This is a genomic window from Cryobacterium luteum, assembly GCF_900110125.1.
Taxonomy (GTDB): domain Bacteria; phylum Actinomycetota; class Actinomycetes; order Actinomycetales; family Microbacteriaceae; genus Cryobacterium; species Cryobacterium luteum.
Window position 1 is genome coordinate 119425 of the sequence record NZ_FOCN01000010.1, and the last position, 11426, is coordinate 130850.

General features: G+C 68.2%; 12 protein-coding genes and 1 pseudogene. 7 read left to right on the forward strand and 6 right to left on the reverse strand.

The window, feature by feature from the left end; genetic code table 11:
- Position 1: 1 nt before the first annotated feature.
- Positions 2-670, reverse strand: coding sequence for an HAD hydrolase-like protein (locus tag BMW72_RS11560; protein ID WP_092110700.1), 669 nt, complete (start codon positions 668-670; stop codon positions 2-4).
- Positions 671-709: 39 nt separating this feature from the next.
- Between BMW72_RS11560 and BMW72_RS11565 the strand changes: the two genes are divergently transcribed.
- The 3 genes from BMW72_RS11565 (at position 710) to BMW72_RS11575 (ending at position 2631) form a co-directional block, all read left to right on the forward strand.
- On the forward strand, positions 710-1249 hold the full coding sequence (locus BMW72_RS11565; RefSeq protein WP_092110702.1) for a type 2 periplasmic-binding domain-containing protein: 540 nt from the start codon (positions 710-712) through the stop codon (positions 1247-1249).
- Between the two features lie 170 nt (positions 1250-1419).
- Positions 1420-1656: an ABC transporter permease family protein gene (locus tag BMW72_RS11570; RefSeq protein WP_134361669.1), complete on the forward strand. Its 237-nt coding sequence runs from the start codon at positions 1420-1422 to the stop codon at positions 1654-1656.
- Between the two features lie 36 nt (positions 1657-1692).
- Entirely contained in the window at positions 1693-2631 is a 939-nt protein-coding gene (locus BMW72_RS11575; RefSeq protein WP_241983782.1) for an aldo/keto reductase, read from the forward strand.
- A gap of 15 nt (positions 2632-2646) precedes the next feature.
- Here the strand turns inward: BMW72_RS11575 and BMW72_RS11580 are convergent, their stop codons facing one another.
- Genes BMW72_RS11580 through BMW72_RS11600 form a run of 5 tightly spaced genes read right to left on the reverse strand, consistent with a single transcriptional unit; the run spans position 2647 to position 6292 of the window.
- Positions 2647-2790 carry a DUF4113 domain-containing protein gene (locus BMW72_RS11580; RefSeq protein WP_092110705.1) on the reverse strand — a complete coding sequence of 48 codons (144 nt, stop codon included), beginning with the start codon at positions 2788-2790 and terminating at the stop codon, positions 2647-2649.
- Positions 2791-3927 (reverse strand): Y-family DNA polymerase, encoded by a 1137-nt coding sequence (locus tag BMW72_RS11585; protein ID WP_092110707.1) that lies wholly within the window; start codon positions 3925-3927, stop codon positions 2791-2793.
- Complete coding sequence (locus tag BMW72_RS11590) at positions 3920-4354, reverse strand: LexA family protein (RefSeq protein WP_092110709.1); 435 nt, start codon at positions 4352-4354, stop codon at positions 3920-3922. Before BMW72_RS11590 ends, BMW72_RS11585 begins: the two co-directional genes overlap by 8 nt.
- Positions 4355-5050 carry an endonuclease NucS gene (nucS, locus tag BMW72_RS11595; protein ID WP_092110711.1) on the reverse strand — a complete coding sequence of 232 codons (696 nt, stop codon included), beginning with the start codon at positions 5048-5050 and terminating at the stop codon, positions 4355-4357.
- Between the two features lie 9 nt (positions 5051-5059).
- The gene (locus BMW72_RS11600) at positions 5060-6292 is read right to left on the reverse strand and encodes an MFS transporter (RefSeq protein WP_166787650.1); all 1233 of its coding nucleotides are present in this window, start codon (positions 6290-6292) and stop codon (positions 5060-5062) included.
- A gap of 416 nt (positions 6293-6708) precedes the next feature.
- On the opposite strand from BMW72_RS11600, the gene BMW72_RS11605 reads away from it, so the two are divergent.
- The 4 genes and pseudogenes from BMW72_RS11605 to BMW72_RS11620 all read left to right on the forward strand — a co-directional run.
- Positions 6709-7746 (forward strand): extracellular solute-binding protein, encoded by a 1038-nt coding sequence (locus BMW72_RS11605; RefSeq protein WP_092110713.1) that lies wholly within the window; start codon positions 6709-6711, stop codon positions 7744-7746.
- Positions 7747-7818: 72 nt separating this feature from the next.
- A complete protein-coding gene (locus BMW72_RS11610; protein ID WP_092110714.1) occupies positions 7819-9399 on the forward strand; it encodes an ABC transporter permease in 1581 nt (526 codons plus the stop codon).
- Positions 9399-10655, forward strand: a complete 1257-nt coding sequence (locus BMW72_RS19285; RefSeq protein WP_092110716.1) for an ABC transporter ATP-binding protein — start codon at positions 9399-9401, stop codon at positions 10653-10655. The genes BMW72_RS11610 and BMW72_RS19285 overlap by 1 nt, the downstream gene beginning before the upstream one ends.
- A 241-nt stretch (positions 10656-10896) precedes the next feature.
- Positions 10897-11426 (forward strand): annotated as a pseudogene (locus BMW72_RS11620) (hypothetical protein); the annotation flags it as partial.

Consider the following 11426-nt stretch of genomic DNA (forward strand, 5'->3'; position numbering starts at 1 on the left):
ATCAGCCGAGCAGCAGTTTGCTGAGCTGGTCGGTCGAGTGCACGACAGCGGTCGCGGCGGCCGCTTCGGCGGGAGAGCCGTAGCCCCACTCCACCAGGATGGCCGGAATGCCGTTTGCTTCAGCGCCGATGGCATCGTAGCTGCGGTCGCCGACCATGACGGCTCCGCTGGTGTCGACGCCGGTCGCGGCCAGGCGGGCCAGGGCCTCGGCCACGATCTCAGCCTTGTGGCTGCGGGTGTCGTCGGCAGATGCCCCGACCGTTGCCGTGAAGTATTTAGCGAGATCGAAGTGCGTGAGAATGGCGATCGCGCTCAGTTCCGGCTTGCTCGTGGCGAGGGCGAGGGGAATTCCCGCAGCGTGGATGCGCTCGAGCAGGCCGGCTACGCCGGGATAGACGGCCGTATCGAGCGCGGCGGCGCCGTGATAATCGGCCCGGTAAACCGCGGTGGCCGATGCGGCCTCGTCGGGGGTCATGCCCGCGTACTCCTGGAAGGCGTCGAGCATCGGCGGGCCGACGTAGGCGAGCAGGTCGGCAGCGCTGGGAACGGGGCGGCCCATCCGGGTGAAGGTGCGGGCCAACGAGGCGGTGATCGCCGGGGCGGAATCGGTGATGGTTCCGTCGAGGTCGAAGAGGATGGCGCTCCAGGTGCGCGTCAATGTTGCGTTCATTCGGCATAGCCTAAACGGTTCGCCGCCCATCTACCCCATTTGCCCATTTTCCTCAGCTTTTATCCGGCTTCGTCAAAGGCTCAGCGCACCTCGATCGGGGCACCAGCCGCCGACGCAATCTTTCCGTCGTCATTGCCCTGGATCAAGGGCATCGCGGCCGACTTTCCGGACACCAACTACGCCGCCTACGAGTTGCCCGCCGGCCCCGGAGGCCAGTCGACCTTCAGCTTCATCAACTGCTGGGGAATCCCGCAGAACTTCGACACAGCGGATGCCGCCAGCTCCGTGGTCGAGTTCCTCACCAGCGACCAGGCGCGACTCGCCGCGGCCGCTGCCTTCGGAGTGATCCCCTCGACCGAGTCCGCCGCGGCGACCTACGCCGAAACCTTTCCCGAGAACGCGTCGTTCGTCGCGAGTGCCGACTACGCGGTCAGCCCGGTGAATTTCGCCGGATCGGCCTCGGCCATCACGGACTTCAACTCGAAGCTCGAGGGCCTCATCGGCGGCGTGCCGAAGGCAATCCTCGAATCGCTCCAGACCAGGCTGCAGGCCACCCTCGCCGCGGCCAACGGCCAATAGCGTCTGCGGGCCCGCCCTACGGGCCGGGCCCGCACGTCATCAGGTATCAAGGGAGACACCATGGCACGCAGACTGACGGCGGGCGCGCGCAAGCCGCGGGCCGGCATCCGCTCGGGCGAAACAAGATTCGGCTGGCTGTTCATCGGCCCGCCGTCGTGACACTGTTCTTTTTGAGTTTGCAAGGCATGTGGAACGAGTACGCGCACTTCGTTGTCTCGCGGCAGGACGCCGACCTGAATACCCTGACGACCGGTGTCGCCTCGCTCGTGTCGGGGCAGCTCGGCTCGGGCAACCAGTATCCGCTGGTGCTGGCTTCGGCGCTGCTGATGACGATCCCGGTCGCCATCATGATCGTCATCTTTCAGAAGCGCATCATGAATACCACCGAGGGCGGCGAAAAGGGTTAGCCTGTTCGTTCGCCTCGACCGGCAAAGGAACCCTGCATGACACCGACTTCGCCCGCCCGACTCGTCTATGGCTGCATGGGACTGGGCGGTGACTGGACGCCAGGGCCGGTCACCCCCGCCGCGATCGACCAGGCGGCCGCGGCGGTCGAGGCCGCGCTATCCATCGGCGTGGGCGTGTTCGACCACGCCGACATCTACCGTTTCGGTAAGGCCGAGACGGTGTTCGGCGAGGTGCTGAAACGCACGCCGGGACTGCGCGAGCGCATCGAGATCCAGACCAAGTGCGGTATCCGCCTGGATGCGGACCACGCTCCCTACGACCTGTGCACGATCGTGGCGCGCGTCGACGACAGCCTCGCGCGGCTCGGCGTGGACTACGTCGACACCCTGCTGCTGCACCGACCCGACCCGCTGCTCGAGCCCGCCGATGTGGCCGTGGCGGTGGCCCAGCTGCACGCGGCCGGCAAGATTCGCGCGCTCGGCGTCTCGAACATGTCGGGGGCGCAGATCGCGTTTCTGCAGCGCGAGAGTCCGCTGCCGATCGTGGTGAACCAGCTGGAGATGAGCCTGGGCCGCCGCGACTGGGTCGACAGTACCGTGCTGGTCAACCACCCGGATGGCGCCAGCAACACCTTTCCGCACGGCACGCTCGAGTACTGCGCGAGCAACGGCGTGCGGCTCCAGGCCTGGGGCGCCCTCGCCCAGGGCCGCTATTCCGGGGCGCCGACGCGCACGGCGGCCGAGGAGGCGGCATCCGCTGTGGTCACGACGCTGGCCGAAGCCAAGAACACGACCCGCGAGGCCATCGTGCTCGGCTGGCTGATGCGGCACCCGGCGCGCATCGACCCGGTGCTCGGATCGAGCGATCCTACGCGCATTCGGGCCTGCGCCGATGCCGCGGTGCAGGCAGCGGCGATGACGCGCGACGAATGGTTCGCGCTGTACATTGCGGCCCGCGGTCGGCCGCTGCCGTAGGTGCGCTCAACGGCCCTAGCGGGCGGCGACGGTGATCAATTCGTCCCAGTGCGTCGTGGCGCGGGGCGAGACCATCTCGCGGCGCATGGTCCAGGCCCGGTTGTTCTTGAGCCCGGCCAAGCCGAGGCCGAGGTTCTCCTGCCCGTACTTGGCCGTGATCTAGTCGAGCACGGCGCCGGCCTTGAACGGTGCAGGCTCGGTGCCGAAGATATCGAGGCTGGCGTGCGAAGCCTGCGGCGAGAAATCGTGCAGGCTGACGCCCACCCGCACGTAGTGCTGGTCGCCCTGCAGCTGCGGGCCGAGGGCGGTGATCGCCGCCCGGTACATCTGCACCGGATCATCGGTCGGGTCGGGAAAAGTGAGGGATACCGCGTGCGTCACGTGGTTGTCTCTGAACGGCGAGGTCGAGGCGTAGCAACGCATGAGGCGTGCCAGCGAGCCTTGCGCACGCAGCCGTGCGGCGGCGCGCTGGGTGTACACGGAGAGCACTTCTTCGAGCTCGGCCACGGTGCTGATGGGCACGGCGAACGAGCGGGAAAACTGGATCTGTTCCCGGTCGGCCCGCAGTTCCTCGAGCGGCAGGCAGTCGTTGCCGCGCAGTTCCTGCACGGTGCGCTCCATCGTCACCCCGAACCGGCGGCGGATGCGCACGGCGTCGCTGTCGCGCAGGTCGCCCGCCGTGTGGATGCCGATGCCGGTCAATTTCGCGGCGCTGCGTGAGCCGACGCCCCACACCTGGCCCGCATCCACCGACCGCAGAATCCTCGTCAGCTGGTCAGGCGAATACGCGGCGAGGTCGCAGACACCCTGCAGGGAAGCGGAGGACTTCGAGCCCCGGTTGGCGAGTTTAGCCAGCGTCTTGCTCGGCGCTATTCCCACGCTGACCGGCAGGCCGATGAGCTTCTGGGTCGCCGCGCGAATCTCCCGGGCGATCGCGGTGACCTGCGCGGGGGTGCCGGTGAGGCGGATGAAGCTCTCGTCGATCGAATACACCTCCTGGCTCGAGGTGAAGCGGCTGAGCAGCTCGACGGCGCGAGCGGAAATGTCGCCGTAAAGCTCGTAATTGCTGGAACGGGCGATGACGCCCTTGGCTACGGCCTCGGCGGCGATGTTCTGCCAGGGCGCGGCCATGTCGATGCCGAGCGTCTTGGCTTCGGCGGAGCGGGCGATCACACAGCCGTCATTGTTGGAGAGTACGACGACGGGCCGGCCCTCGAGGCGGGGGTCGAAGATGCGCTCACACGAAACGTAGAAGTTGTTCGCGTCGACGAGGGCGATCGAGGTGGACTCAGACACGGTGCAGGCACCGGGTGACGACGCCCCAGACCGTCAATTCGCTCAGTTCGCTGAGCACGATGTCGGGGTAGGCCGGGTTTTCGGGAACCAGCCGGATGGACTCACCGTCGATGCGCAGCCGCTTGATGGTCAGTTCGTTGTCCACGACGGCCACGATGACACTGCCGTCGCGGGCGTCGAGGGAACGGTCGACGATGATCTCATCGCCGTCGAAGATGCCCGCGCCGATCATGCTGTCGCCGCTGACCCGCACGATGAACGTCGCTATGGGGTCGGTGATGAGGTGGCGATTCAGGTCGACGGGTCCGGTGTAATAGCCCTGCGCCGGCGAGGGGAATCCGGCGTGAACGGCCTCGGGCGCCTCGCGGGCGAACTGGCTGGTGTTCGCTGTGTCAGCCTGTACCGGGGTGATCTCAGGTCTGTGCATTCAGAACAACTTCGAGGCCGTGTCGTCCAGCCCGCGCATGGCGTCGTAGTCGAGCAGCAGGCAGCGGATGCCGCGATCCTCGGCCAGCTTGCGGGCCTGCGGTTTGATGGTTTGCGCGGCGAAAACCCCGCTCACCGGTGCGAGGTGCGGGTCGCGGTTCATTAGCTCGAGGTAGCGGGTGAGCTGCTCGACGCCGTCGATGTCGCCGTTGCGCTTGAGTTCGACCGCGACGGAAGCCCCGCTCGCGTCCTGCGCGAGGATGTCGACCGGCCCGATGGCCGTCATGTATTCGCGGCGCACAAAGGTGAAGCCCTCACCGAGCAGGTGGATGTGCTCGGCCAGCAGCTTCTGCAGGTGCGACTCGGCGCCGTCCTTGATCAGGCCGGGGTCGATGCCGAGTTCGTGCGCCGAATCGTGCTGCACCTCGTAAACGCTGACCACGAGCTGGTCGGCGGTCTTAGCGTGGGTGACGGTCCAGAGGGCGGTGATGCCGGCATCCGCTTGATCGCTGTCGGGTTCGGAGATGGCGACCGAGCACGGCGGGCTCATCCAGTTGAGCGGCTTATACGAGCCGCCGTCGGAGTGCACGAGCACACTGCCGTCGGACTTGATCATGAGCAGGCGGGTGGCCATCGGCAGGTGGGCGCTGAGACGCCCGGCATAGTCAACGGAGCATTTCGCAATTACAAGGCGCACTGGTCGAGTTTACGGCTTCGCGCCTGTGAAAGCGGATGCCGCCGGCCGCGCCGCCGGGGCCGCCAGCCCGGCCAGCACCATCAGCACCAGAATCAGGTACAGGGCGTTGAGAATGCCCCAGGCCTCGCCGAGCAGCCCGAGCACCGGCGGCCCGACCAGGAAGGCGAAGTAGCCGATGATGGCCACGGCGCTCACTCGCGCGGCCGCGTTTTTGGTGTCGTCGGCGGCGGCCGACATGCCCACCGGAAACCCGAGCGAGGCGCCGATACCCCAGAGAATGGTGCCGACATAAACGAGCGGGGTGTTCGGCGCGAGGATGAACAGAACGAGCCCCACGATGCCGATGCCGGCGCAGGCGCGCAGCACGAGCACCCGACCGAACCGGTCGAGCACCGGCCCGCCGATCACGCGACCCACGGTCATCGCGGCCACGAACACGCCAAACACGATCGCGCCGTCGGTGTTGCTCAGGCCGTGCCCATCGACCGAGGCGAGGGCGAGCCAGTCGTTCGCTGAGCCCTCGGCAAAGGTCATGCCGAGCACGATGAGGCCGATCAGCAGCAGTTTGCGATCCTGCCAGACGGCGAGACTCTCACGCAGGCGGGCGGGCCAGGTGAGGTGCGGGGCATCCGTTGTGGGGTCGATCTCGATGGCGGCCGGCAAAAATCGAACGGCCACAACGATCGTGCCGAGAACCAGCGTCGCCATCACCAGCAGGTGCCAGAACACCGAGACCTGCAGAGCGGATGCGGCGGCGCCGCCGAGCGCCCCGACCACCGTGCCGAGGCTGAAGCAGGCGTGCATGAGCGGCATCAGCGTGCGGCCGATAGCGCGCTCGGCAGCGGCGCCCTCGACGTTCATCATGACGTCGAGGGATCCCATGCCGATTCCGAACACGGCGAGGGCGGCGAACACGAACGGGGCTGAGGGGACGAGGCTGACGCCCGCCCCCATGAGCACGAGCCCGGTCGCCGACATCGTCGTGCTGAGCAGCATGGCCCGGCGGGCGCCGAGGCGAGCGAGCAGGCCCGCGGCGATCAGCAGCCCGAGGACCGAGCCGGCCGAGAGCCCGAAGATGAGCAGGCCGACCTGGGCCGTGTCGAGCCCGAGGCCGTCGCGCACCGAAGGAATCCGCGCCATCCAGCTGGCCAGGCCCAGCCCCGCCACGAAGAACGCGGCGAACACGGCATTACGCCAGCCCAGCAGGGCCGGGCGCGTGGTGGTCATGGGGGAGTCGGTCATCGGGCTCCTCAAGCAGCGGGCGGGAGGCCTCGGCAACGAACGGGGGTGTCTTTACGCTACAACGCTTTGCGCGCACAAACGAAGGCGCAACTCGCTATATCTGGCCTCTTGCCGCTCGCGAGATGACACATTCGGCCCCATGATCGTGGCCGCCCCTACGCGAGACGACGCAATCGGCCCCTTGAATCGCGCTCAAGGGGCCGAAGATGGCAGCTCGCAGGAATGAAGGGGCCGAAAGTGGCATCGCGCGCGCGATTCTTTCCGGTGCGCGTGGGATGCCTGACTTCCCATTGCGCTGCAGCCTGAGCATCCCGCCCGCCGATCCATGACGCGGGATGACGCCCAGAACCTCGCCGATTCGCACCCCCGACCGGGTTAGCGTAGCCTTACCTTGGTCGTTCTAGCCTTGGAGAAAAATGCGCATTCCCCTTTCTGTTGCCGCGTTCGTTGCCGGCGCCTCCGTTCTCGCCCTCGCCGGGTGCACGCCAGCCGCCGAGCCGGCAGCCACAGCGGAAACCAGCGACGGCGCATTCACCCTCTACTCCGGGCGCGACGAAGCGCTCATCCAGCCGCTCATCGACCAGTTCGAGGAAGAAAGCGGCATCACTGTTGAGGTGCGCTACGGCAACACCGCCGAGCTCGGTGCCCTGCTTCTCGAAGAGGGTGACGCCACTCCCGCCCAGGTATTTCTCGCGCAAGACGCCGGCGCGCTCGGCGCCCTCGCCAACGCCGACCTGTTCGCCACCCTGCCGGCCGCGACGACCGACGCCGTTCCGGCCGGATTCACCTCGACCGACGACACCTGGGTCGGCGTCACCGGCCGGGCCCGCGTGATCGCCTACGACAGTGAGGCGATGAGCGCGGCCGACGTGCCGGCATCCGTCGACGCCTTCACCGACCCGGCCTGGGCCGGAAAGTTCGGCATCGCGCCCACCAACGCGAGCTTTCAGGCCTTCGTCACCGCGTACCGGGTGCTGAACGGCGAGGAAGCCGCTGACGAGTGGGTCAAGGCCGTCGCCGCGAACAGCCCGGTCATCTTCGACAACAACCGCGCCATTCTCGCCGCCGTCAACGACGGGGTCATCGAGGCCGGACTCATCAACCACTACTACTGGTTCGCCCAGGCCGCCGAAACTGGTGAGGCCAACATGCGTGCCCAGCTCTCCTACCCCGAAGCCGGCGACGCCGGTTCCATCGTGAACGTCACCGGGGCCGGCCTGCTGGCCGGTGCCGAAGCGGATGCCGACGCGCTCGAGTTCATCGACTACCTCGTAGGCGCCGAGGCGCAGCAGTACTTCGTCGACGAGACCTTTGAGTACCCGCTGATTGCCGGCATCGACGCCCCGGCCGGCTTGCCCGAACTCGACTCGCTGATCAACCCCGAGCTCGACCTGGCCGACCTCGACACCCTCGCCGACACCCAGGCGCTGCTCGGCAAGCACGGCCTGATCTAACATTGAGGCAGTGAAGGCGCGGGTGCGGGCTCAGGTCGGCAGCCGCGCCCTACCCTGCACCGGGAGCCCCTCATGACCGAGTTGCTCATTCCACCGCTCGAAACGGATGCCCCGCCACCGCCCCGCGCGCCCGGCCGGTACCGCTTCGGCGCGCCAGCCTGGCTTTTGGTGCTCGCCGCGCTGTGTGCGGCGACCGCCGCCATTCCGCTGGTCTACCTCGTGGTGCGCACGACCGAGGCCGGCCTCACCGAACTGCTCGACACGCTCGTGCGCCCGCGGGTGCTGCAGCTCACGGTCAATACGGTTTTGCTCGCCGGGGCCGTGACGCTGTCGTGCCTCGTGCTCGGCACAATCTGCGCCTGGATCCTCACCCGCATCCGCCTGCCGTTCCAGCGCACGCTGTTGCTGGTCTCGGCGCTGCCCCTCGCGGTGCCGAGCTACCTGGCCGCCTACGGCTGGCTGGTCTGGTTTCCGCAGCTCCATGGCTTCTGGGCCAGCTGGTTCGTCATGACCATGGTCTGCGCCCCGTACGTGACGCTGCCGGTGGCCACGGCGCTGCGTGGGGCATCCGCTGATCTGGAATCGGTGGCCCGCACCCTCGGTCGTGGCCCGCTGCGGGCGTTCGCTGCGGCGACCTGGCCGCAGATTCGCCCGGCCGCTATTGCCGGAGCACTTCTCGTGTGCCTGTACTCCCTGAGCGATTTCGGACTCGTCTCGATGCTGCGTTTTCAGACGCTCACCTGGGGAATCAATGCCGCCTACGGGGCGAGCTTCGACCGCAACCAGGCCGCGCTGCTCGCCCTCGTACTCGTCGTGCTCGCCCTCGTGGTCGTGGCCGGCGAACGGCGCAGCCGCCGACAGGTCGGGAGCGTTCCGGGTCGCAGCACCATGCCGGCCCGCCCGCCCGGACGGTACGGCGCCATCTACATGGCGGTGCTGCTCGCCGCGCCGCTCGCCGGGGTCGTGGTTCCGGTGGTCGGGTTGCTCAGCCGCCTGCTCGAGGCCGAAACACTGCGCGCCATCGACGTTCCGCGTCTGATCGAAGCCATCGGCGCGACCCTCGGGCTCGCCCTGGCTGCAGCCGTGGTCGCCGTGCTCGTGGCCCTGCCGATCGCTGCGCTCGCCGCCCGGTACCGCGGTCGCCTGGTCGCCGTGATCGAGGCCGTCGGGTTTCTGGGCCATGCCCTGCCCGGCATCGTCGTGGGGCTCTCGCTCGTGTTCTTCGCGCTCGCCGCCGTTCCGATGGTCTACCAGACGTCGGTCGTGCTGGTCTTCGCCTATGTCGTGCTGTTCATGCCACGGGCGATCGGCAGCGTGCGCAGCGGCATCGCGGCGGTGCCGCCGAGCCTCGGGGACGTCTCCCGCATGCTCGGCCTCTCGCCGTTCCAGGCCTGGTGGCGGGTCACCGCGCGCCTCGCGCTGCCGGGGATCGCGATCGGCGCACTGCTCGTGGCCATCTCGGCCATGAAAGAATTACCAGCGACGCTGCTGCTGCGGCCGACGGGTGTCTCCACGCTCGCGACCGAGTTGTGGAGTCGCACGGCCCTGTTCGAGTTCGGCGCTGCGGCGCCCTACGCGGCGGCGCTCGTGCTCGTGGCGATGGTGCCCGCGGTGCTGCTGTCCGGCATCCGCGGCACGGCAAGGGAGAACTAGTGGGCTGGGTATCGATCGAGGCGCTGAACGTCGCCTACGGTGAACGTCGGGTGCTCGACGACGTCAGCCTGCGCATTCCGCGCGGCTCCCTCGTTGCCGTTCTCGGCCCGAGCGGATGCGGCAAGACCACCCTCCTGCGCGCGGTCGCCGGTCTGCTGCCGGTCACCTCCGGCACGATCACGGTTGGCGGGCGCCTCGTCACCGGCCCCGGCGTGCAGCGAGCTCCGGAAAAGCGCGGCATGGGCTGGGTTCCGCAAGACGCCTCGCTGTTTCCGCATCTGTCGGTCGGCGAGAACATCGGGTTTGGGCTGCCCCGCACCAGACAGAGCGACGATCTCTACTGCGAGCCCGGCGAGACTGCCGGGGGGCTGTTCGCCGGCGTCACTCGGCGCAGGCGAGCGGCTCGCTCCCGACTTACCGCCCCGCTGCCCGCTAGCCCTCGGGCCGGTGCACGGCGCGACGAGTCTGGCACTACTGGGACTGACCACCTTACGCCGGTACCCATCACGCCCGATCGCAGCCGCCAGACCAGCCGCGCGGCCCGCATCGCGGAGCTCGCCACCCTGGTGGGCCTGGCCGAACTCGTCGATCGCGCCCCCTCTCAGCTCTCCGGCGGCCAGGCCCAGCGCGTGTCGCTGGCGCGGGCGCTCGCCCCACGGCCCGACCTTATGCTGCTCGATGAACCCTTCGCGGCCCTCGACCCGCTGCTGAGGGCAGCACTGCGCACCGAAGTCGCCGCGCTGCTGCGCGGCCAGCACAACACCAGCCTGCTCGTGACCCACGACCAGGAAGAGGCGCTCTCCCTGGCCGACTTCGTGGCCGTTATGCGTGGCGGCGAGATTTTGCAGTTCGGCACCCCCGCCGACGTTTACGAACGCCCGGTCGACCCGTGGGTCGCCGGTTTCGTCGGCGATACCGTCGAGCTCAACGGAGTCTGGCAGGGCGGCCGCGTCGACTGCGGCCTCGGGTCGCTCCCGGCGGACTGGATGGGCGCGGCATCAGCTCCTGCCGACGGAACGCCGGTGCTCGTGCTCCTCCGCCCGGAATGGCTGACCCTCGCCGCCCCGTCAACCGAGCGACAGACGGATGCCGTCACCACCGCCATCGCCTACGCCGGCCACGACGCTCTGGTGAGCTTCACCCTCGCTGGCGGTCTCGTCGTGCGGGCCCGCGTCGCGGCCCCCGACCTGCCCCGTCTCGGCGATCGGCTGACCCTCGGGGTGCGCCAGAACGCCCTCGCCTACCCGGTCGCCTGACCCGCTCGCAAGTATCGCGCCGGTGTCTGCTACCTGTAATTTGTGATAGAAAATCATTTATTACTTCGAAACCACGTAGGCAGCAGGCAGGATCGGCGGGGATACCCGATGAGGTTTGGTGCCGCAGCGACCAGTGGCCGCAGTACTATTCGTGACGATACGGGATCGGTTCGCTCTATCTTGCTCCTGTGACATATGTGAGCTTCTATCGCTTTTCTGTTCGATTTGCGGTAGAATCGTTGTGAAGGAGGCACTGGCGCCCATGTTCATGGAAAACCCTGGCAGTCCGAGCTCGAATCCCGCCATTGTCGCGGTGGAGCAGGCCAGGGAAATTCTGTTGGCGGCGTTGGGTGGGGTGTCCTTTGGGTTGCTCGGTGACGAAGAATCGCTGAGCATGCTGATGGCTTTGGAGAGCGTGGGCCGGGTCGTCGACGGGGCTCGGGTGCTCTCCACGACCGATGTGCTGCGCCGCTCCGAATACTTCGATGCGGCCGCTGCTAAAGCCGCCGCTCAGGCTGCTGTTGATCGGAGTGCTGCCGCCCCGAGTACCGCTCCGAAGCGTGCTGGTGCGGTACTCGGTGACGCCGGTGGGGGCGGCATCAGCTGCGGCTGCGGCAGCGGCTCCGAGCGTGGCGGCTCCGAGCGTGGCGGGTGCGTCGGCGGCTCTGGCGGCGCCGACGTTGGCGCGGCGGCTCGGGTGCCGCAGCGGGGTCGAGCTGGTCTGCACCCTGGCCAGGCTCTCCCGCGCCGAGGTGCGCCAGCGTGCCGCGC

Bases quoted from the DNA above. Each gene is read 5' to 3' on its own strand.
- BMW72_RS11605 (WP_092110713.1), top strand. From the start codon at position 6,709: ATGCGCATTCCCCTTTCTGTTGCCGCGTTCGTTGCCGGCGCCTCCGTT.
- BMW72_RS11600 (WP_166787650.1), bottom strand. From the start codon at position 6,292: ATGACCGACTCCCCCATGACCACCACGCGCCCGGCCCTGCTGGGCTGG.
- BMW72_RS11560 (WP_092110700.1), bottom strand. From the start codon at position 670: ATGAACGCAACATTGACGCGCACCTGGAGCGCCATCCTCTTCGACCTC.
- BMW72_RS11575 (WP_241983782.1), top strand. From the start codon at position 1,693: ATGACACCGACTTCGCCCGCCCGACTCGTCTATGGCTGCATGGGACTG.
- BMW72_RS11590 (WP_092110709.1), bottom strand. From the start codon at position 4,354: ATGCACAGACCTGAGATCACCCCGGTACAGGCTGACACAGCGAACACC.
- BMW72_RS11610 (WP_092110714.1), top strand. From the start codon at position 7,819: ATGACCGAGTTGCTCATTCCACCGCTCGAAACGGATGCCCCGCCACCG.